This is a genomic window from Polaribacter filamentus (assembly GCF_002943715.1).
In the GTDB taxonomy this organism is placed as follows: domain Bacteria; phylum Bacteroidota; class Bacteroidia; order Flavobacteriales; family Flavobacteriaceae; genus Polaribacter; species Polaribacter filamentus.
This window is the reverse complement of sequence record NZ_MQUA01000004.1, coordinates 108,150-129,305: the sequence shown is the minus strand read 5'-3', so window position 1 is coordinate 129,305 and position 21,156 is coordinate 108,150. Positions and strand designations below refer to the sequence as shown.

Below are 21,156 nucleotides of genomic sequence, written 5' to 3'. Positions count from 1 at the left end.
TATGAATTTAATTGAAGTACTAATTTTAGTTACCAGCTTTTTAGTTTTCTTATCACTAAGAGTGCCAATTGCTTATGCTATTGGTTTAGCAGCATTATTTACCTTATTAAGCGCCATGCCTTTTTTACCTTCTGTAACTACATTGGCGCAAAGAATGGCAACTTCGTTGGATAGTTTTACACTGTCTGCAATTCCGTTTTTTATATTGGCAGGTCAAATTATGAATCGTGGTGGAATCGCCGTCCGATTAATTAATTTTGCGAAGGCAATCGTTGGTCCACTTCCAGGAGGTTTGGCTTTTGTAAACATTATTTCTTGTATGCTTTTTGGCGCAATTTCTGGATCTGCAGTTGCTGCAGCATCTGCAATTGGAGGCTTTATGAACCCGATGATGGAAAAAGACGGTTATGATAAATCTTTTAGTGCCGCGGTAAATATTACAAGTGCAACTACAGGGTTGATCATTCCACCTAGTAATGTATTAATTGTTTATTCTTTAGCAAGTGGTGGTGTTTCTATTGCAGCCTTATTTATTGCAGGTTATGTGCCAGGTTTATTAATCGGTTTTGCGTTAATGGTCGTGGCTCTAATTTATTCTATCATCAAAAAATATCCAACAGATAAAGTAGTTGGATTTAGAGAATTTTTTAGAAGATTTATTGCAGCTTTCCCTAGTTTAATGCTGTTGGTGGTTGTTATTGGTGGCATTGTTGCTGGTATCTTTACAGCAACAGAAGCATCTGCGATTGCTGTAATTTATACCTTAATTTTAGGTTTTGCATATAAAGAAATTTCGATGAAAGATATTTCTCCAATCTTGTTAGAAACAATTAAAACCTCGGCAATTGTGTTGTTATTAATTGCGACTTCTATTGCCATGTCTTGGGTGATGAGTTATGAAAACATTCCGCAAGAAATTAGTAATACGTTATTATCAATCAGCGATAACCCGATTGTTATTTTAATAATTATCAACTTAATATTATTGTTTGTAGGTGTTTTTATGGACATGACACCAGCAGTTTTAATATTTACACCTATCTTTTTACCAATTGTGACCAGTTTAGGAATGGATCCAATTCATTTCGGAATTGTTATGATTATGAATTTGTGTATTGGTTTGTGCACACCGCCAGTTGGCTCGGTGCTCTTTGTAGGTTGTAGTGTTGCGGGTTTAAAAATTCAGCAAGTAGTCAAACCCTTGTTACCATTATTTTTGGTGATGATTGTTGTGCTTTTGATTATCACATATTTCCCAGAATTGACACTCTGGTTACCGAGACAGTTCGGTTTGATATAATTAGGGTTCGATAGATTATATTTAATAGATTTTTTACAACTAAAAAATGTTTCAAATTATAATACACTAAATAAAATTGTGAAAAGATATTTTTTTTGCATTCTTAATGTTTTTTTCAGTTACCCAACTAACGATAGGTCAAGTAATATTAGATGCCAACGGACCAGGTAACACATACGAAGACATCAATAACGTTTTGGCTCCAGGTCATAATGTTATTGAAGCTCCTGATTGCAATCACGCTGAGTTCAGAAGACATATAGATAAGGTTTTTGACTCAGAATTAAATTCTAGTGTTTTTCGGTTTTATATTCATACCACTCCAGATAATGATCGTTGTGTCAATATAGACAGACAGCGAAACGAAATCAAAACTTATGTAACTCGCCTAATAACTTAAAAATCCTGTAAATCAACTATTTACAAGGTTTTTATTGCCTTTTTCAGGGCTTTTCGCAGAGAAATCTGGATTCACCATATACATCAAACTCTAGCTTCCGCAGCATTAGATCAAAACTCTAATGAATACATTTCGCCTTTTATAGTCTCTAATTCAAGCACTTTGTCTCCATACCTTACTTTAACCTTATTTCCAGATTTTGAATACAAAGAAGCTTTAATTAGTTTTCCTTTTTCCCACTTCATATTTAACTCGAAGCCACCTCTGGCAAGTAATCCATTTACTTCTCCATCATTCCAAGAAGAAGGTAAAGCAGGCAATAAAATTATTTCCCCAGTATGGCTTTGTATAAGCATTTCAGCAATACCTGCTGTTGCAGCAAGGTTACCATCAATTTGGAAAATACGAGGAGGGTGTAAATCAAAAAGGTTGGGGGATACTTGTTCTGATATAAGCTGAGAAATATGTTTAGTACACTCATCACCATTATGAAGGCGAGCGTAGAAATTTATCATCCAGGCACGGCTCCATCCTGTTTGACCCCCACCTGAGGATAAACGTCTTTCAAGTGTTTTTTTGGCAGCTTCAAAAAGTTTAGGCGTATTCACATTGATTTGATTTGATGGGTATAACGCGTAAAGATGGGATATATGTCTGTGACCAGCATCAACTTCCTCAAAATCTTCATACCATTCCTGAATCGTGCCATTTTTTCCAATTTTAGTTTCCGGGAGTTTTTGTAAAGCATCGGTGATCATTGCTGTCAGTTCGGTCTCTTGATTCAATATTTTTTCTGATTCTAAACAGGCATGAAATACATCTCGTATGATTTGTATTTCAAGAGCTGATGCTACGGTGTTCCTCAATTTTTTCCCCGATTGTGGGTCGATGTAACTGTTTTCTGGAGAATAGGAAGGAACCGTAACCAATTCACCCTTTTCATTTTCTACCAAAAAATCCAGTATAAACCTTGCTGCTCCACTTATTAATGGATACGCTTCGTTTTTTAGATAGGTTTGGTCTTGCACAAACTCATAATGTCTCCATAAAGTTAAAGACATCCAGGCACCACCCAAAGGGAAATAATAGCCATTATTTACCTGAGAAAGCTTGGTAGAACCGCTAGGCGTTGTTCTGCCAAATGCATTTGTAGCATGAGGTGCCAGCCAACCCCCAGTATTTATAAACTCAGAAGCAGTCACTTGTCCATTTTCTGCCAAGTTTTTCATAAAAACAGACAATGGCTGAACAGTTTCACTTAGGTTAGTAATATCGGCTGGCCAATAATTCATTTGCAGGTTAATGTTTAAATGAAAATCTGATTCCCATGCAGCCCACATGTCCTTATTCCAGATGCCTTGTAAATTAGCTGGAAGTACCGAATTACCTCCTGAACTTGAGAGCAACAAATACCTTCCATATTGAAAAAAAAGTTCTGTTAAGTGTTTGTCTTCTCTCTTGTTTTTGAGGTTTGATATTCTTACATCCGTTGGGATAATGTTTAAACTATTAGGTGTAATATCAAACTTAACCCTGTTCATTATTTTAGAATGAGATGCAATATGTTCAGCTTTAACAGATTCATAATCCAATGTTGAAACCTTCTTAATTGTCTGTTCGCAAATATCTAACGGCTTGATATGCCGATCAAAGTTCATTCTATCTATATTGTAGTCGGTAGCCGCTGTTAGCATCACTGTAAATTCGTCAGAATTCTTAATAATGAATTCATTCCCTTTTGATTTGAGCTCACCTGAGGTGTTTTTTACATAAATATTTGCAGCAAACTTCATATGATAGCCTGCTTTGCCAGATCCTCCCGGATTGTCATCATAGCCTTCGGCATCATCGAAAATCTGCCCATCTATAATTAGTGTATTGTTATTAAGGTGCTGGGTAATATCTTTTGGTCTTTCAAAACTTATTTTACTTCTAACCGTTTCATTATCCAGGCTTTTAAAATGATAGAACAAAGTGTTGTACTCAACAGAAACAAAGGATTCTCTGATAAACCTTTTGCCATTGATGGTATATTGTGTCGTGTTAATACCTGTTTGAAGGTTAAGGTTTCGTCTATAATCATCAACATCAAGGTGCTTATCAAAAGATATAAATAAATCCCCAGTGTCTGATAAGATCTTATGCCGGTAGGAGAAATTGCAAGATTTTCCATAGCATAATCATTGGCTTGATCAAATTTACCCTCTAAGCTAAGTTGCTGAAATTTGGCATAATGTTTCTTTGCATTGGCAGGTATTGGTTCCTCTGGGTAACCTGCCCACAGAGTTTCTTCATTTAACTGAAGCTTTTCTTTTTCGGGAGTCCCGTGAACCATGGCTCCAATTTTTCCATTTCCAAGGGGTAAAGCTTCAAACCAGGATTGAGCGGGTTGTTGATACCACAAATTATTGTCCGGATTTTTGCCATCATGATTATCTTTATTACATGCTGATAAAAAGAAAACTATTATTAACGATTGAATCATCATTCTAAAACTCATATTACTTTGTTTTATTTCTTTCATTATTCATTTATTTAATATTTGGCAACGTTGTTCTTTACTTTACCTCATTAATAAAGTAGTTATTAATTCACACAACTTTTAATCATGATCCTTTATTTTACAGTCTCAGTTTTTTATTAAAGCAGATCTATTTCGATATGATATCCACCTCTTTTCTTACTTCTTTTTCCCACGATATTAGTTTCGACTTAAACCCATTTATTAAATCCTCATTATCTAACGAAACGTCATTACTTTCTTTAACATCAATAGATAAATCATAAAGTTCAAATCTATCCTGATTTTTTATACTAATCATTTTCCACTTTCCACTTCTTATAAAACTGCGATTTTTAAAAGAGAAAAACACATCTCTTTTGGGTAAGTTAGTTTGATGTAATAAATTATTTTTTATACTTATTCCATCTATGTTTTCCCCTTTAGGCTTTTTACCAATAAAATCAAGAAGTGTCGGTAAAATATCCATTGTAAGTATAGTTTGGTTATTAACCACTCCTTTTTTTATCTTATTTGGGTAACTTATGATAGCAGGGACACGGCTCCCTCCTTCATAAGCCCCCTTTAAACCCTCTTAAACCGCCATTACTTCCATATTTACTGGATCCGTTATCAGATAAGAAAATTAGCACTGTATTATTATACTGCCCTGTTTCTTTAAGAGTTTGTATTATTTTACCTATTCCTTCATCCATTACTTCGACCATTTCCTTATAGATAGATCGGATACTATCTTTATTAACAGATGTTCCGCCCCTGATACCAACTTCTCTTAAAATTTTATCAATTCGTTTTTGATAGGGATAATGAGGCGCCTCATGTGCTAGATATAAGAAGAAAGGCTTACCTGTTTTTTTAGGATTATTTTCCGTGATGTATTTTACTCCATTTTCTGTGATTAAATCGGTTGTATACCCTTTTACGTTGTGAATTTCAGTCCCTTTCCACCAGTCAAGATAGCCTTCTTGGTCAATGTGAGCGTGGTAATCAATATTACCACTAACAAATCCTTCAAACGTATCAAACCCTTGTAATATAGGGTTGTGCTTTTTCGAGTAACCCAAGTGCCATTTTCCGAACATTCCGCAGTTGTAATTCTGCCTCTTAAATTCCTCGGCTATTGTAATTTCACTTAAACTTAATCCAACATCCCTATGTGTTTTGGCAGTAATCACACCCTCTACACCTGTACGCTGCTGGTATTTCCCTGTCATCAATGCTGCTCGTGTTGGGCTACAAATGCTACCATTAGAATGAAAATCTGTAAACATCATACCTTCTGCTACTAATAAATCTAAATTAGGAGTATGAATACTTGAAGCACTATTGTAACAAGATAAATCTCCATAACCCAAATCATCCGCCATTATGATTACGAAGTTCGGTCTCAAGTCCTGATTGCTTTTTTCCTTGGTATAACTAAGGAATGAAATGATGCTGAAAAGTATAATTATTCTATTCTTCAAACTATTTATTTTTAGTAAGTTTTGTATATTTGCTAATATTAAATTATTTATTAATTAATGTTTCTATTTTTAGAATATCAAATTTAGTCCTTGGTTAATTTCACTTCATTTAGTATACTAGTTAGTTCCTTAACAATTTTAGGATTTGCGTTATATAGATTATTTATTTATTCAATATCGTTTTTCATGTCAAATAAAGTCCCCATTGTTTGTACTGTTTCTACAGATATTTCAGAAGGTATACTAAAGCCCCCAGATCCTAATTGTGTAGTTAATTTCCATTTTCCTTTTCGGATGGAGAAAAAACCATTTAATGAATGATGAACGGTATAATCGCGAATTTGTTGATTATTATTGGTACTCAAATAAGCAGAAGCATATTATAACTGTCTTCTCTTGCACCTTTTGTTAATGACTTCCCTGTGATACCAGAAAGCGTTGCTAAAAGATCCGTTGTACACATAATCTGATTTGAACTTGAACCTGGCTTTATTTTTGTAGGCCATTTTGCAATGTATGGTATATGATGCCCTCCTTCATATATATCAGCTTTTTGCCCATTAAAAACATAATTAGCTCTATGTGTATATTGTTGTTGATCTTTTGGAGTCCAATGTGACACATTATTACTATCTGTTATGGTACCATGAACATCTTTTTGCTGCCTTAATTTTTTAGACGTTAAATCATTAGAATATGAAAATTGAAAGAAACCAAATAGCAATATTAGGATAAGCCATTGCTTTTTTAAATCGAGAAAAGATAATTTTAAATTCATAATTAATTTGTTTAATATTATTAATTCTTTTGTTTTGCAATATTTAGATTTACATGAATTAAGTCGTTCTATTTACAAATTAATGAAAATATGAATTATAATGAGATATTTAAAACAGGTTATTTTATGTATAATTCAAATATTTAATAATTAGAACAATAGATAATGACTTTTATGTTTTATTATAAAAATTCATAACGCTATGTCCTAAATTGTATCAATATTTGGATAAAATGGATTTAAATTTATAAATATCAGTAGTTAGTTAATTATAATTTTGGTTTACTGAAATTCTCTCTACTTCGCAAATTGATTTTTTTATATACCATTAAATATTCTATTATTATTTTCAAGAAATAGGTGTTACACCTTTTTTTAATATAATATTACCATATTTAACTGTTTCTCCAGTAACGACTATTGCAAAAGCTTTGGTCGCTCTTTCATAAAAGGTATTGCGGTCTATATTTATTATAGGGGAATAATTTGGGTAGATTTTGCGTATACTTTTTAAATAGCTTTCTTTAACCGCAGGATCTAAGGTGTCACCTTCAACAGCTGCCATCATTATTAGTGGAGCAGGGTCATAGCTATCAAGTTCAAATAAGGGTAAAACACCTAATAGTAATTCCGAAATCTTAACACCATCTAAGCGCAATACATTAGCATTAAATGATTTTGCAGGAAAATGTGCATCCGAAAAAACAATTTCGTCCCCATGGCCCATCTCGGATAAAACTTTTAATAATTCTGGGCTAACTAATGGGGATATACCTTTTAACATTATAACTTATTTTATATGGTTTTTTACTCTTTTAAATAATCTTTCATTAACAAAGCAGCGCCTAAAGCACTGGCATTTTTTCCTTCTGGAAATTGAATGTTTTGTTTTGGCATCATTTGACGCAGATATTCAATAAAAATAACATTTTTATTGAAGCCACCAGATATGTAAACATTCTTTAGATTATTTTTAGAATCTAAAATACAATGCATGCCTTGATGAACACGTTCTGTAATCTCAAAAATAAGCTGATAATAGGCGAGTTCATAACTTTTAAAGTTGTCAAGCTTCTCTAAATTGCCTTTAAAACCTTCAGCATTAGTATTTGATAGAAATATTGACTCACTTTTCGATAAAATATCTGAGCAATTTTTTTTATTCAACTTTAATTCTAAATAATGGTTTTTTTCAACGCCAAAGTATTTGCTTAAAGCTATGGCATTAACTTCATGAATACGTCCTAAAAATTGCATAGATGATTTTATTTGTTTTTTATCTGGTGTCATAAAACAAAGAACATCATTTTTTAATTGATAAGATGTTAAGGTTTCCCTGCTGAATGGGTTCATACAGATAATCCAAGTTCCTGTAGACAACAAAATAAACTCATTTCCATGATTTATTTTTAACAATGGTATTATTGAAGAAGAACTATCGTGTAAACCAGAACCTATTGCGATAGCTTCACCATTAACATTCGCAATTATAGCTTCCTTCCCGTTTGATGGTTCGGGTAAACTAATATTTTCTTCGGCCAACCAACTATGGTAATTCATAGTATCAAAGTCCCAAGTAGCCGTATGAGCACCAATCGATGTGAAATCGGCCGTTACTTTATTTGTAAATAAATAACTTAGATATTGTGGGTAATGTAAAATGAAGGCTACAGATTTCCAAAAATGTGATTTTTTGTTTTTCAACCAATACATTTGTAAACCGGCATTTAACATTCCATATGCTGGCGAAGCTGTTTTTCTGGAAAATTCTTCAATGCCACCATGAGCATTGTAAAATGGTGTGAAGTCAAAATACAATGGTTTTAAGTAATTATAAAGCGGTGTAATTCTATTACCTTCTTTATCTAAATAGACCAAAGTAGCACCATGAGTAGAAAAGTTAATGGCTTTTATGGTAAATTCATTATTTTTTTGAATGGTTTTAATTTCATTTTTTATCCAGGCTTCAATAGATTCTATATCATCACAAGGGTAATTATCATCATCTAAAACTTCTTCAAAACGAATGGAGTTTGTATATACAACCTCAAAATCCTTATTGAATAAAAATATCTTTTTATTGGTTTTTCCAATATCAAAAACAGCGATTACTTTTTGCATTTCTTAAAAAAAATTGATAAGATAAAGTCTTCCCTTTCTATGTTTTACAACAATTTAAGGGAAAACTAAATCAAGCTATTATAAAAAAGAATTTAAATAACAATAAAAAGATAACTCAAACAAAAACTTCCATTGATCCTAATCTATAATAATGTTTTACTGTTTAAATCCGTAAAGTGGACCATATGTAGCACACGCTCTATAATCTGCAGATTCCAAATTTTCTCCAAAAGCAGACCATGCGCTTGGACGGAAAACATCTTCATCAGACACATTATGCATGTTTACAGGAATTCTTAAAATTGAAGCTAATGAAATTAAATCGGCACCAATATGTCCGTGAGAAATTGCACCATGGTTTGCTCCCCATTGCGCCATTACCGTATACACATCTTTAAAGAATCCTTGGCCAGTTAGTCTTGGCACAAACCATGTTGTTGGCCATGTAGGGTTTGTTCTTTCGTCTAAAATGGTATGAATGTCTTCTGGCAATTCTACAGACCATCCTTCAACAAGTTGCAATACAGGGCCTATGCCTTTCACAAGATTTATTCTGCACATGGTTAATGGCATGGTACCCTTGGTTTTAAATTGAGATGAAAAACCACCACCTCTAAAATATTCACCAATGGCAGCTGGCCATTTTGTATTGGCTAAACATTTTTGAACTTCATCTTCAGTGATATCCCAATATGGTTTCATAGTTGGATTGCCTTTAGCATCAGATTGTTGTGCCGTAGCATCTAATGTGGTAGAACCAGAATTGATTAAATGAATGATACCATCTTTAGCAATGCCTGTTAATTTTTTTCCTGTGACACGTTCAACAGATTCTGGACTCCAATACGTTCTTACATCCGAGAATATTTGGGCTGTATTGGTTAATAAATGCCCAAACAACATAGATACAGCGTTTAAACAATCGTTTTCTGTTGCAAAAACAAAGGCTTGACGAATGCCGTTCCAATCAAAAGATGAGTTTAAAATAGATTCCGTAAAATCGGCATTTGGTTGGTAATCTGTCCATTGGCGTTGCCCTTGGAAACCTCCTATTATTGCATTACGTCCTTTAGATTCTTCACCAAAACCTAGTTTTTTTAATTTAGAATTTCCAATCATTAAATCACGACAAATAAGCGTCATTTTAACCACTTTTTCCCATTCTTTTTCTTTTACTTCAGCAGATTTTTGAGCTTCAGGATTGTTATAGTCTTTACCTTCTTTGCAGTTTTCCTTGGTCCATGCTAATGCTTTTTCAAATTCATCTTTATCATAAATGCCTTCATCTATTCTTCGCAACAATTCAATAGATTCTACAAATTCTGCTCTAATCCCAAAATAATCCTGTAAAAAATTAACATCTACCATAGAACCAGAAATTCCCATAGAACTGTAACCTATTGATAAATATGACTTACCATTCATTTGAGCAACTGCTAACGCTGCTTTTGTGAAACGTAATAATTTTTCTTCAACATCTGCAGGAATACTCATATCTCCAGCATCTTGAACTTCTTTGCCATAAATTCCAAAAGCTGGCAATCCTTTTTGAGAATATCCTGCTAAAGCTGCAGCCAAATAAACTGCACCTGGTCTTTCTGTTCCATTAAAACCCCAAACCGCTTTTGGCAATAATGGGTCTGTGTCCATAACTTCGGTTCCGTAGCACCAACAAGGAGTTACCGTTAAAGAAACTTCCACACCTTCTCTTTTAAATTTATCTGCGCAAGCAGCAGCATCTGCAACTCCACCAATTGTGGTATCTGCAATGACACATTCTACTTTTTCTCCACTAGGAAAACGTAATGTTTCTTCTATTAATTTGGCAGCAGCTCTAGCCATATCCATACATTGGTCTTCCAATGATTCTCTAACACCTGCTTCACGTCCATCAATTACTGGACGAATTCCTACTTTTGGTAATCTACCTATAAGTCTGTTCATAAACTTTATTTTTTTCTATTAAATAAATTGCTCTAATTCTGTTAATTGTTCATTAGATAATCCTGCAGGTTTAAAACCTGCTGTCCAACACATCATTAACATTTTTGCACCTTTGTTTGCCACATCTAAAAAATCCCACGCTTTCATAACATCTGGTGCTGTAGAAGTTGCTCCATGTTTTTCCCAAAGTGAAACATTTCTTGTTTTAAAAGCTTCAATAGTTACTTTAGCTAACTCCGCTGTACTAGATAAAGCGTAAGGTGTACAGTGAATTCCTTTTGGAACAAATACTTTTACCTCTGGACACATCATCCAAATTTGTCTGTTTAATTCTTCTTCATTGTCAAATAATTCATGATGGCTCATACAAATTAATTCCAAAGGATGTGTGTGCACCACTGCTAAATTTTCTGGGTGGTGAATGCTATTAAATAAGTGAATACTTGAATGTGAAATTAACTCGCAAGTAGGTCCAAAATTGGCGCTTTTACCTCCCCAAATAATAGAGTACCCTGTGGCGTCTTCATTGATGTACAAAATACATGAAGCGTGTTCAATGTTATCTATTAAACCTCTTAAGTAACACCCTGTGCCTGTTATAAATAAAATAAATCCACCTGTGCCTTTCGGAAAATCAAATGAAACGAATTTACTATTTTTAGTTTTACTTTTTACGTCATCGATATTAAAGTAAGAAGTTAAGTTCATGGATATATTTCCGGCATTTCTTTCTGCCCATTCTCTTTGCCACAAATAGCCTGCAACTTCAGAAATTTTTTTTAACTCTTTTTCTACCGCAGCAGAGAGTTTAAGATTGCTCATAAATATTATATTTTTTTATTTTGTAAAAATAGATGCTATGTTTTTTAATGAGATATTTAAAATCTCTATATTTGTGTATAATTTAAACATATAAATCAAAATGAAATTTGTTAATTCTCTTGAATTAGGTGACCCAGCTTCTTTTAAGCAAAATTTTATTGACATTAACTTAAAGTTTTTATGTTGTAGGTATTGGTATTTAAACTTATGGGATTGTCATGATATGGTATTTCCTTTCTGGAGATTATATTGGAATAAAAATGAAGGAGGAGAGATAAAATTCAAAGAAGAAATTTATAAAATGACTCCTGATTATTTATATATTATCTCTCCTTTCACCTCTTTTTCTACGCAATTTGCAAAACATCATAATTATAATTCGGGTATCCATGTTTCTGGAAATAATTTAACAGATAAACATGATGAGGCCTATTATAATAATAACTATTTAATGCATTTTTTTACACACTTTAATCTTGGAACTCATTTTGACAATGTGTTGCCAGGAATTTTTAAAATTGAAGTAACAGATTATCTTAAAGAGCAATTAATATACTTAACCGAAAGATTGAAAATTGAAAATAAAGATTTTAAGATGACTTTTAATTTAAAGTTGCAATCTTTTATAAAAGAAGCTATTTCTAATATTGGACCAGAATTATGGAAAACAATAAATATTGATGATAGGGTATTAACCGTTCACCGTTATATTGAAACAAGGATCAATCAGAAATTGAGTAATCCTGAGTTAGCAGGTATTGTAAATATGGCTCCAAATTCATTCGCTAGGCTTTTTAAAGAGGAGATGAACATTACTTTACACAATTTCATTCAAAAAAAGAAAATAGCTAAAGCTTGTGAGTTATTGGAATATTCTAATGAAACAATAGAGAATATTTCTGATAAGTTAGGCTTTTCAGACCGTTATCATTTTTCAAGGGTATTTAAATCTATTATTGAAGTTAGTCCGGCTGTATATAAATCTGGAAAGTTCACTTAAAATTATTCCCGTATTCTATTAATAATTTAGTTTGGTTAAAAATAATTCAATCGAGTTTGAATATGTTTTTTAGTATCGGCGCGCTCTACAAAAAACTGTAAAAAAATTCATTCGTGTTTGAATTATACATAAAGTAGGTTGTTATGGATAAATACAATCTTCACCTTAGTCTTTAAATTTGTTATATTAAAATCATTATCACTTTTAAGAGTTTGAATAAGTGTTTTTGAATCTATATGAATTTATAAAATTAAATCAGTAGTTTTTATTACAACTGGTTGAGAAAGTACTAAAAACTAACAACATTAATTATGAAAGAATTTAGCCATTACATTAACGGAAGGTTTGTTAAGTCAACATCTACAGAAATGACAGAGGTTTTAAATCCATGTACCGAAGAAGTTTTGTCGCTTATTCCTAAAGGCTCTGTTGCCGATGCAAATAATGCCTTAGAAGCTGCACAAGCTGCAAAACACGCTTGGAAATCTTTAACAGCCATAGAAAGAGCAAGTTATTTACATAAAATGGCTACTATCATTAGAGAAAATAGGTTTTTTTTAGCTGAAACTTTAGCTAAAGAACAGGCAAAAGTAATAGGCTTAGCTCAAGTAGAAATTGATGTAACAGCAGATTATTTTGATTATAATGCTGGATGGGCAAGAAGAATAGAAGGCGAAATAATTCAAAGTGATCGTAAAAAAGAACATATTTTTTTACATAAAGCCCCTATTGGCGTAGCGGTTGGTATTTGCCCATGGAATTTTCCATTTTTTGTGGCGGCTCGCAAAATAGCACCGTCTTTGGTAACCGGCAATACTTGCGTTATTAAACCAAGCTGTATTGCTCCTAATACGATTATGGAATTTGCTAAATTGATTGAAAATATTGGATTGGCTCCTGGCGTATTGAATTTTGTTTGCGGAGAAGGAACCATTGTCGGGAATGCTTTAACTAAAAGCCCAATTACGGGTATTATTAGCTTAACAGGCAGTGTTTTTGCTGGTCAAAAAATAATGGAAGCTGCTGCAGAAAACATAACTAAAGTATCCTTAGAATTAGGAGGAAAGGCACCGGCTATTGTTTGTGCAGATGCCAATTTGGAGTTAGCGGTAAATGCCATAGTTTCTTCAAGAGTTATTTATAGCGGACAAGTATGTAATTGTGCTGAACGTGTTTATGTTGAAGATTCAATTTACGACGAATTTCTAGATAAACTTGCAAAAAAAATGTCTGAAGTTAAGGTTGAAGATGCTTTTTCTAAAAACAATCCAGATATGAGCAGTATGGTTTCAAAAGATCAATTAGATAAAGTGGCAGAAATGGTTGAATTTGCTAAGAAAGAAGGCGCTGAAGTTGTTCTTGGAGGTGGTCGTTCAACTAATTTTGATAAAGGGTTTTATTACCAACCAACACTATTAACAAATGTTAAACAGTATATGCAAATCGTACAAGAAGAAGTTTTTGGACCTGTTTTGCCTGTTTTAAAATTTGGAACTTTAGATGAAGCTATTGCTTTGTCTAATGATAGTGAATTTGGTTTAACGTCCTCTATTTTCTCTGAAAATTTCAATAAAGTAATGCATGCTTGCGATCAATTAGAATTTGGTGAGACTTATGTAAACAGAGAACACTTTGAAGCGATTCAAGGATTCCATGCTGGTTGGAAAAAATCAGGCATAGGTGGTGCCGACGGAAAACACGGTATGGAAGAGTATTTACAGACTAAAGTTATCTATGCACAATACAGATAATATTTTAAAATTTTGAATTAGTTTTTTTTAAATTAAAAAAGTGTATTATATATTAAATTATTTATAATATGCTTTTTATTTTTATTGATAAATCTATCATTTAACTTATATAATAAAAATGAATAAAGCTGAAAAAATCCCAGTAGTATCAAAAGAAGTATTGATTCCTTTTATTTTAATTACTTCGTTGTTTGCATTATGGGGTTTTGCAAATGATATCACGAACCCCATGGTTGCTGCATTTGGCACTATTATGGAAATATCTACAGCAAAAGCAGCATTAGTTCAATTTGCCTTTTATGGAGGCTATGCCACTATGGCTATTCCAGCAGCGCTTTTTGTTAGAAAATATAGTTATAAGAAGGGGATTCTTTTTGGGCTTACGCTTTATGCAATTGGAGCTTTGTTATTTTATCCAGCGGCTCAATTTGAGGTTTTTGGATTTTTCTTAGGGTCGCTATACATTTTAACTTTTGGCTTAGCCTTTTTAGAAACTACTGCAAACCCTTATATATTATCAATGGGTGATGAGAGAACGGCTACACGGCGTTTAAATTTAGCTCAAGCCTTTAATCCAATAGGCTCTTTATGTGGCATGTTTGTCGCTTCTAAATTTATTTTAACAGCTTTAGATTCTGATAAGAGAAATGAAATCGGGGAATTGATATTTACCACTTTAGATGAAGCTCAAAAAGCATTAATAAGAACACACGATTTAGCTATTATTAGAAACCCATATGTTATTCTAGGAGTTGTTGTTCTCTTAATGCTAATTGTTATTTCATTTTCAAAAATGCCTAGGCAAGCTAAAAATGACAATCAAGGAAGTGCTTTAGATTCTTTTAGAAGACTTGTTAAAAACGGAAAGTATCGTGAAGGGGTATTTGCTCAATTATTTTATGTAGCTGCGCAAATTATGTGTTGGACATTTATTATTCAATATGCTGACAATTTAGGGATTACAAAAGCTACTGCACAGAATTATAATATTATTGCTATGTCTATTTTCTTATCAAGTAGATTTATTAGTACGTTTTTAATGAAATATGTAAATTCTAAAAAACTGCTAACTATATTTGCTATAGGCGCTATGATTACAACATTTGGCGTGATATTTATTGAAGGCATGCTAGGATTGTATATGTTAATAGCAACCTCTGCATTTATGTCTTTAATGTTTCCAACAATATATGGTATTGCACTCCATGGTTTAAGCGAAGAAGATACCACTCTAGGAGCAGCAGGTTTAGTTATGGCTATTGTTGGAGGTGCATTAATGCCTATACTACAAGGCTTAATTATCGATATGGAATCGATTGGTTCTTTTGCTTCAGTTAATTTTTCTTTTATACTTCCTTTTATATGCTTCTGTTTTATAGCTATTTATGGATATAGAACTATTAAAGTTTACAATTAATTTTATACTAAATTGGTTTTATATTCAAAAGTGAAATTTGAGAAAAAATGAAAAGATATTGCTTTGGTCTTTATTTAATTAATGATCAAAATTAATAAATGATTATATTGAATACCATAAAGTAGTTTGGCCAGAAATTATTGAAAGTTTAAAAGAATCTAGAATAATTGATACAAATGAAAAATTTTCACTTGAGATAAAATGAAAAATAGATGCTGAAAATCCTATTGTTCAAAAATGGGAAACAATTATGTGGAAAGAACAAAAAGCATTGCCAAATGCAAAACTAGGCGAAAAATAGGTTTTAATGAATCGAATTTTTAAACTCTAAATAAATTTCAATGAATAATAAAAAAGAAATCAAAATCAATACCAAATATCCTTCAATTGACGATTTAAGAAAAAAGGCTGAAAAACAAATTCCAAAATTTGCTTTTGAATATTTAGATGGAGGCTGTAACGAAGATGTAAATCTTCATAAGAATACCTCAGAAATTAGAGATGTAGAATTATTGCCTTATTATTTAAGTAAACATAAAGGTTCTAGTATGAAAACGGAACTGTTTGGGCATACTTATGATGCGCCTTTTGGTATTGCTCCTGTTGGTTTGCAAGGTTTAATATGGCCCAATTCTCCTGAAATTTTGGCTAAAGCAGCTTTTGAGCATAATATTCCTTTTATATTAAGTACTGTAACAACAACTAGCATTGAAAGAGCTGCAGAATTAACTGAGGGAAGGGCATGGTTTCAATTATATCATCCTACTGAAAATAGACTAAGAAATGATATTATAAAAAGAGCTGAAGCTGCTGAATGTCCCGTTCTGGTTATTCTTTCTGATGTACCAACTTTCGGGTTTCGTCCTAGAGATATCAGAAATGGATTGGCAATGCCACCAAAAATGAATCTCACAAATATTCTACAAGCTTTTGGAAGACCAAATTGGAGTTTACAAACTTTAAAGCATGGAATTCCAAATTTTGAAGTTTTAAAACCATACATGCCAAAAGGATTGGACTTAAAACAATTAGGTAAATTTATGGATCAAACGTTTACTGGTAGATTAAATGAAGAGAAGATTAAGCCTATACGTGATATGTGGAAAGGGAAATTAGTACTTAAAGGAGTTGCAAATGAAATTGATGCAGAAAAAGCAATACGTTTAGGTTTAGATGGTATTATTGTTTCAAACCACGGAGGAAGACAATTAGATGCGGGCGAATCAGCTATAAAACCATTAACTAGAATTGCTGAAAAGTATGGAAAAGATATAAAAGTGATGATGGATAGCGGTTTGCGTTCAGGACCAGATATTGCTAGAACCTTAGCAAGTGGCGCAGAGTTTACTTTTTTAGGACGCTCTTTTATGTATGGCGTATCTGCGTTGGGTAAAACTGGAGGTGACCATACTATTTCGCTTTTAAAAACAGAGCTCCAACAAGTGATGGAGCAGATATGTTGCGAAAAGACTAAAGACTTTCCTAATCATATAATAAGCAGAAAATGATTGTCTTAAAAAAATAGGTATGTACTTGAATAGGCAATATGTACTATTACTAATCATAATTAGTTCTGGCATCTGTTAAAAATAATCAAAAAAATTAATCAATTCCTCTTAAGAATAGGAGCTCTTGCAAGTCTATATAACATAATCCAAATCTTAATTTTTAATTTACTACTTGTAGTAGATAACTTTTGGTAAGCAATGACACTTAAACATCTTTTTTTTGAGTAAAGATATTTTTCTATATAAATAAACATTAGTGTCCGATAAATAATTTTAAAAGCAGGATTTCCATAGTTGGATTTCCTGCTTTATTTATATCTTGATTTTTACCACAAAATTGAGATATGAACAAAAGTACACACTTTAGCGGAACACCAATAATTAAACAGATTTTAAAATATATACCACAAGCAGATATTACTCGGACAGCCAAAATCTATAACAGTGACCGCTACTACAAAAAGTTTAAAACCTACGACCATTTAGTCACGATGCTTTATGCCACAATGAGTGGAGTTTCCTCACTTAGAGAGTTGTCGACCGTTTTATTAGCTTGTGAAGGGCGTATCAGCCATTTAAATCTAAAACATTTCCCTAAGCGAAGTACATTGTCAGATGCTAACAAGAAAAGAACCAGTGAAGTCTTTGGAGCAATTTATTCAAAATTATACAAACGCTACGCTCCATTTTTATCGGACAGCAGTCCATTAAAATCTCCTGTAAAGAATTTAAAAATTGTAGATTCTACCACAATCAGCCTATTTAGTGATATTTTAAAAGGAGTTGGTCGTAATCCTATTACAGGTAAGAAAAAAGGAGGTATAAAGATGCACACAATGATAAATGCTTTGGAAGATGTACCTTGTCTGATACGTTTTAGCAGTGCTGCTACTCACGACCACACTTTTTTAAAAGAGTTAAATTTAGAGAAAGATTCTTTTGTCGTTTTTGATAAAGCATACAATGATTATCTCCAATATTTAGAGTGGACTTTAAATGATATTTACTTTGTAACTCGCCAAAAAGACAATGCTGTCTATAAAAGCATTAAAGAATTTGATTTAGCAGACAAAACAAGTGATGCAATACTAAAAGATGAACTTATATTGATAGAAAAAGACGATAAATCTATTCAAATAAGAAGAGTTGCTTATTGGGATGCTACAAAAGAAAAGGTATATGAGTTTATCACCAATAATGCAGAAATATCTCCAGACCAAGTAGCAGATATATACAAACACAGATGGCAGATTGAAACGATGTTTAAAAGACTCAAGCAGAACTTTCCCCTTAAATATTTTCTTGGAGATAATCAAAATGCAATAGAGATTCAGATATGGTCAGCATTAATCATTCAACTCATCATGCTTGTGATACAAAGAAAAATCAAACGAAAATGGGCATATTCAAATATGGTTTCTGTGATGAGATTTCATCTGATGACCTACATTGATCTGTTTAAATTTCTCGAAAACCCAAACAAACAATGGTGGGAACTCACATCAAAACCTCCAGATATACAACTGCAACTTTTTAAATAGACACCTTGCTAACTCAAAAAGAAAAATATAGAACGTGTTTACTGGGCTCAAAAATGGGTTTAATTAAAATTTGTAGTTTTATCGGACACTAATGATAAATAAACTATACCAGATGAGAAAGAACCAAGGTAGAAAATATTGCATCATTTTTGTTAATTGCAACATCAGGGCATCTATTTGAGTTAAATGGAAGTTTACAATAGGGCTAGATGAAGTATTTTAGTTTTTAATGAAAAAACTTTTATCAAATTTCAATCATGAATGATAAATAAAAACAGTTTGATTTGGATGAAATCCTAGTTATAATTTTAACTAGTTTGTTTGGTCAAATTTGTACACAAAATCAAGATTTTGGAAATAAAGATTAGTAGCAGATTATTTTCTTTCAAGAGCAAAGGCCAATATTACATGTCACCGACAAAAAACTAAACATATGAAAATACTAGTACAATTATTACAGTTTTTATAACGCTTCAAGCTTGTAATACAGGTTCAAATAATACAATAGTTGTTAATTCGCCAAATGAAAAAGTAACTTTAGAACTTCATATTAAAAATGAGGTAATTAACTATCAATTGAGATGGGATGGAGAATTGATGATGGGTAGTTCTGCCATATCCCTACTTCCAAGTCGTGAATTTACTGTTAAAAATATATCTACCCGAAGTGCAGATGAAAGTTGGAACCCAGTATGGGGGAAATCCATTACGATTCGAGATCATTTTAATGAAACGATTATTATCCTAGATTTTTTTGAGATGTTGAAGTAAAACTTTTATGTCGTGCTTATGATAAGGGAGTTGCTTTTAGGTTTCAGTTAGACGAGAACGAATCAATTAAGGAAGTTACTTATTCCTGCGAATACAATCTCCCAACAGCAAGTAAGATTTATTATACGAATGGAGAAAAAGCCCCTACAGGTACAGTTTCGTTAGCAGAGACTGAAAAATTAGAAGGAAAAGTAAGATAGCCTCTGCAGAATCATAATACTCGGCAACATTATGTCTTTCTGCATAATCTTTAGCTTTGTCTTTATCTCTTCGCATTACGGCTAATAAGGTTGAGTTTTTAGCTAAATTAAATGCTGGTCCACTTTTAACCTCCGTAACATTACCGCAACCTATAATTCCCCAAACAACTTCTTTCATTTTGATTAATTATTTAAATTTGAAATAATTTTTAGCGTTATAATAAGAGATATCACTGACTATTTTACCGAGATGCTTTTCATCGTTAGGAAGTTCTCCATTCGTTACATCATTACCAATAAGATTACATAAAATTCTTCGGAAATACTCATGTCGTGGAAACGACAAGAAGCTACGAGAATCAGTAAGCATGCCAACAAAACAACTTAATAATCCTTGATTAGAAAGTGTGTTTATTTGCTTTTCCATACCATCTTTTTGATCTAAAAACCACCAAGCAGCACCAAATTGCACTTTTCCCCTAATACTGCCATCATTAAAATTTCCAACCATAGACGCAAATACTTCATTATCTGAAGGGTTCAAATTGTAAACAATAGTTTGTGCTAATTGGTTTGTACTATCGAGTTTATTTAAAAAACCACTTAACCCTCTTGCTTGAGAAAAATCACCAATAGAATCAAAGCCAGTATCCGAACCTAAACTATCTAGTAAGCGCTTATTATTATTTCTAATGGCGCCCAAGTGTAATTGTTGTATCCAACCTTTTGCGTAATACATTTTACCTAAATGAATCATAGTTTCTGTTTTAAAAAACTGAACTTCCTCCGTACTAAGCTTTTGATGAGACTTTATCATATCGAAAAGGGATTCTATATTAAATCTACTTGCCTCAAAATGGTATAATTGCTCTAAGCCATGATCCGCTAACCGTCCTCCATTGTCATGAAAATAATTCACTCTACTTTCTAAAGCTGATAACAAGTCAGAATACGTTTTAATCGAAATAGAGGATATCAATTCTAACTTTTGAAGGTAGTCATTGTATGATTCAATATTTTCAACAGCATAGGCTTTATCAGGTCTAAAGGTAGGAAGTGTCTTTATTCTATCTTTATTGTTTTGAATTGAAATATGGTGTTCCAGATTATCGGTGGGATCATCAGTCGTGCATAATGATTCAACATTCATCAATTTTAATAAACCATTAGCTGAATATCCTTCTAGTGTAAGCAATTTTAACGTTTTTTTCCAAATGGCTTCTGCTGTGTCTGGCGATAATAAATCATTTATTCCAAAGTAACGCTGAAGTTCTAAATGTGTCCAATGGTATAATGGGTTACGAATTGTATAAGGTACAACTTCTGCCCATTTTAAAAATTTTTCTTTATCTGAAGCCGCTCCTGTAATATATTTTTCGTTAATGCCATAGGCTCGCATTGCTCTCCACTTATAATGATCACCAGCTAACCAGACTTGGGTTATATTTTCGAATTGATGGTCTTCATCGATCTGTTGTGGTGATAAATGATTATGGTAATCTATAATAGGAAGTGACTTTGCATAATCATGATACATCGTTTTAGCAAAGTCGGTTTGTAATAAAAAATCGTGTGTAATAAAAGAATTCATAACTATTATTTTGCATTGTAAAGGT

19 protein-coding genes and 2 pseudogenes are annotated in these 21,156 nt (G+C 32.5%); 9 read left to right on the top strand and 12 right to left on the bottom strand.

Annotated features, from left to right (window positions below; all coding sequences use genetic code 11):
* Window position 1 precedes the first annotated feature (1 nt).
* On the top strand, window positions 2-1,300 hold the full coding sequence (locus BST83_RS00695; protein ID WP_104808133.1) for a TRAP transporter large permease: 1,299 nt from the start codon (window positions 2-4) through the stop codon (window positions 1,298-1,300).
* Window positions 1,301-1,810: 510 nt separating this feature from the next.
* Here the strand turns inward: BST83_RS00695 and BST83_RS21250 are convergent.
* The 10 genes and pseudogenes from BST83_RS21250 to rhaD all read right to left on the bottom strand — a co-directional run bounded on the left by BST83_RS21250 (window position 1,811) and on the right by rhaD (window position 11,352).
* On the bottom strand, window positions 1,811-2,056 hold the full coding sequence (locus BST83_RS21250) for a glycoside hydrolase family 95-like protein (RefSeq protein WP_367889118.1): 246 nt from the start codon (window positions 2,054-2,056) through the stop codon (window positions 1,811-1,813).
* Window positions 2,057-2,062: 6 nt separating this feature from the next.
* Window positions 2,063-4,185, bottom strand: a pseudogene (locus BST83_RS21650) (glycoside hydrolase family 95 protein); the annotation flags it as partial.
* A gap of 166 nt (window positions 4,186-4,351) precedes the next feature.
* The gene (locus BST83_RS20085) at window positions 4,352-4,717 is read right to left on the bottom strand and encodes an alkaline phosphatase family protein (protein ID WP_367889113.1); all 366 of its coding nucleotides are present in this window, start codon (window positions 4,715-4,717) and stop codon (window positions 4,352-4,354) included.
* A gap of 55 nt (window positions 4,718-4,772) precedes the next feature.
* Entirely contained in the window at window positions 4,773-5,612 is an 840-nt protein-coding gene (locus BST83_RS00675; RefSeq protein ID WP_205853530.1) for a sulfatase-like hydrolase/transferase, read from the bottom strand.
* 242 nt (window positions 5,613-5,854) lie between these two features.
* Window positions 5,855-6,052, bottom strand: a complete 198-nt coding sequence (locus BST83_RS00670; protein ID WP_104808129.1) for a hypothetical protein — start codon at window positions 6,050-6,052, stop codon at window positions 5,855-5,857.
* Complete coding sequence (locus tag BST83_RS00665; RefSeq protein ID WP_104808128.1) at window positions 6,049-6,465, bottom strand: alkaline phosphatase family protein; 417 nt, start codon at window positions 6,463-6,465, stop codon at window positions 6,049-6,051. The genes BST83_RS00670 and BST83_RS00665 overlap by 4 nt, the downstream gene beginning before the upstream one ends.
* A gap of 349 nt (window positions 6,466-6,814) precedes the next feature.
* On the bottom strand, window positions 6,815-7,249 hold the full coding sequence (gene fucU / locus BST83_RS00660; protein WP_104808127.1) for an L-fucose mutarotase: 435 nt from the start codon (window positions 7,247-7,249) through the stop codon (window positions 6,815-6,817).
* A gap of 23 nt (window positions 7,250-7,272) precedes the next feature.
* Window positions 7,273-8,586: an FGGY family carbohydrate kinase gene (locus BST83_RS00655; protein ID WP_104808126.1), complete on the bottom strand. Its 1,314-nt coding sequence runs from the start codon at window positions 8,584-8,586 to the stop codon at window positions 7,273-7,275.
* Window positions 8,587-8,742: 156 nt separating this feature from the next.
* Window positions 8,743-10,530, bottom strand: a complete 1,788-nt coding sequence (locus tag BST83_RS00650; RefSeq protein WP_104808125.1) for an L-fucose isomerase — start codon at window positions 10,528-10,530, stop codon at window positions 8,743-8,745.
* A gap of 18 nt (window positions 10,531-10,548) precedes the next feature.
* Entirely contained in the window at window positions 10,549-11,352 is an 804-nt protein-coding gene (gene rhaD / locus BST83_RS00645; RefSeq protein ID WP_104808124.1) for a rhamnulose-1-phosphate aldolase, read from the bottom strand.
* A gap of 100 nt (window positions 11,353-11,452) precedes the next feature.
* Here rhaD and BST83_RS00640 point away from each other — a divergent pair, with 100 nt between their 5' ends.
* The 8 genes and pseudogenes from BST83_RS00640 to BST83_RS21750 all read left to right on the top strand — a co-directional run.
* Window positions 11,453-12,352 (top strand): AraC family transcriptional regulator, encoded by a 900-nt coding sequence (locus BST83_RS00640; RefSeq protein ID WP_104808123.1) that lies wholly within the window; start codon window positions 11,453-11,455, stop codon window positions 12,350-12,352.
* Window positions 12,353-12,663: 311 nt separating this feature from the next.
* Window positions 12,664-14,103: an aldehyde dehydrogenase gene (gene aldA / locus BST83_RS00635; protein WP_104808122.1), complete on the top strand. Its 1,440-nt coding sequence runs from the start codon at window positions 12,664-12,666 to the stop codon at window positions 14,101-14,103.
* 118 nt (window positions 14,104-14,221) lie between these two features.
* Window positions 14,222-15,520: an L-fucose:H+ symporter permease gene (gene fucP / locus BST83_RS00630; RefSeq protein ID WP_104808121.1), complete on the top strand. Its 1,299-nt coding sequence runs from the start codon at window positions 14,222-14,224 to the stop codon at window positions 15,518-15,520.
* A gap of 94 nt (window positions 15,521-15,614) precedes the next feature.
* Window positions 15,615-15,725 carry a hypothetical protein gene (locus BST83_RS21755; protein WP_496559615.1) on the top strand — a complete coding sequence of 37 codons (111 nt, stop codon included), beginning with the start codon at window positions 15,615-15,617 and terminating at the stop codon, window positions 15,723-15,725.
* 136 nt (window positions 15,726-15,861) lie between these two features.
* Window positions 15,862-17,028, top strand: coding sequence for an alpha-hydroxy acid oxidase (locus BST83_RS00620; RefSeq protein WP_104808120.1), 1,167 nt, complete (start codon window positions 15,862-15,864; stop codon window positions 17,026-17,028).
* 344 nt (window positions 17,029-17,372) lie between these two features.
* Window positions 17,373-18,569 (top strand): IS4 family transposase, encoded by a 1,197-nt coding sequence (locus BST83_RS00615; RefSeq protein ID WP_104808119.1) that lies wholly within the window; start codon window positions 17,373-17,375, stop codon window positions 18,567-18,569.
* A gap of 450 nt (window positions 18,570-19,019) precedes the next feature.
* On the top strand, window positions 19,020-19,340 hold the full coding sequence (locus BST83_RS20235) for a glycoside hydrolase family 97 N-terminal domain-containing protein (RefSeq protein WP_104808118.1): 321 nt from the start codon (window positions 19,020-19,022) through the stop codon (window positions 19,338-19,340).
* 56 nt (window positions 19,341-19,396) lie between these two features.
* Window positions 19,397-19,540, top strand: a pseudogene (locus BST83_RS21750) (hypothetical protein); the annotation flags it as partial.
* Here BST83_RS21750 and BST83_RS00605 read toward each other — a convergent pair.
* A complete protein-coding gene (locus BST83_RS00605; protein WP_205853529.1) occupies window positions 19,485-19,718 on the bottom strand; it encodes a Gfo/Idh/MocA family oxidoreductase in 234 nt (77 codons plus the stop codon). The pseudogene BST83_RS21750 and the gene BST83_RS00605 overlap by 56 nt on opposite strands.
* 9 nt (window positions 19,719-19,727) lie before the next feature.
* Window positions 19,728-21,131 carry a glucuronate isomerase gene (gene uxaC, locus BST83_RS00600; RefSeq protein WP_104808117.1) on the bottom strand — a complete coding sequence of 468 codons (1,404 nt, stop codon included), beginning with the start codon at window positions 21,129-21,131 and terminating at the stop codon, window positions 19,728-19,730.
* Window positions 21,132-21,156: the final 25 nt, after the last annotated feature.

Excerpts from the sequence above, each read along its gene's own strand:
- BST83_RS00695 (WP_104808133.1), top strand. The coding sequence starts at position 2 with ATGAATTTAATTGAAGTACTAATTTTAGTTACCAGCTTTTTAGTTTTC.
- BST83_RS21250 (WP_367889118.1), bottom strand. The coding sequence starts at position 2,056 with ATGCTTATACAAAGCCATACTGGGGAAATAATTTTATTGCCTGCTTTA.
- BST83_RS00665 (WP_104808128.1), bottom strand. The coding sequence starts at position 6,465 with ATGAATTTAAAATTATCTTTTCTCGATTTAAAAAAGCAATGGCTTATC.
- fucU (WP_104808127.1), bottom strand. The coding sequence starts at position 7,249 with ATGTTAAAAGGTATATCCCCATTAGTTAGCCCAGAATTATTAAAAGTT.
- BST83_RS00655 (WP_104808126.1), bottom strand. The coding sequence starts at position 8,586 with ATGCAAAAAGTAATCGCTGTTTTTGATATTGGAAAAACCAATAAAAAG.
- BST83_RS00650 (WP_104808125.1), bottom strand. The coding sequence starts at position 10,530 with ATGAACAGACTTATAGGTAGATTACCAAAAGTAGGAATTCGTCCAGTA.
- rhaD (WP_104808124.1), bottom strand. The coding sequence starts at position 11,352 with ATGAGCAATCTTAAACTCTCTGCTGCGGTAGAAAAAGAGTTAAAAAAA.
- BST83_RS00640 (WP_104808123.1), top strand. The coding sequence starts at position 11,453 with ATGAAATTTGTTAATTCTCTTGAATTAGGTGACCCAGCTTCTTTTAAG.
- aldA (WP_104808122.1), top strand. The coding sequence starts at position 12,664 with ATGAAAGAATTTAGCCATTACATTAACGGAAGGTTTGTTAAGTCAACA.
- fucP (WP_104808121.1), top strand. The coding sequence starts at position 14,222 with ATGAATAAAGCTGAAAAAATCCCAGTAGTATCAAAAGAAGTATTGATT.
- BST83_RS00620 (WP_104808120.1), top strand. The coding sequence starts at position 15,862 with ATGAATAATAAAAAAGAAATCAAAATCAATACCAAATATCCTTCAATT.
- BST83_RS00615 (WP_104808119.1), top strand. The coding sequence starts at position 17,373 with ATGAACAAAAGTACACACTTTAGCGGAACACCAATAATTAAACAGATT.
- BST83_RS00605 (WP_205853529.1), bottom strand. The coding sequence starts at position 19,718 with ATGAAAGAAGTTGTTTGGGGAATTATAGGTTGCGGTAATGTTACGGAG.
- uxaC (WP_104808117.1), bottom strand. The coding sequence starts at position 21,131 with ATGAATTCTTTTATTACACACGATTTTTTATTACAAACCGACTTTGCT.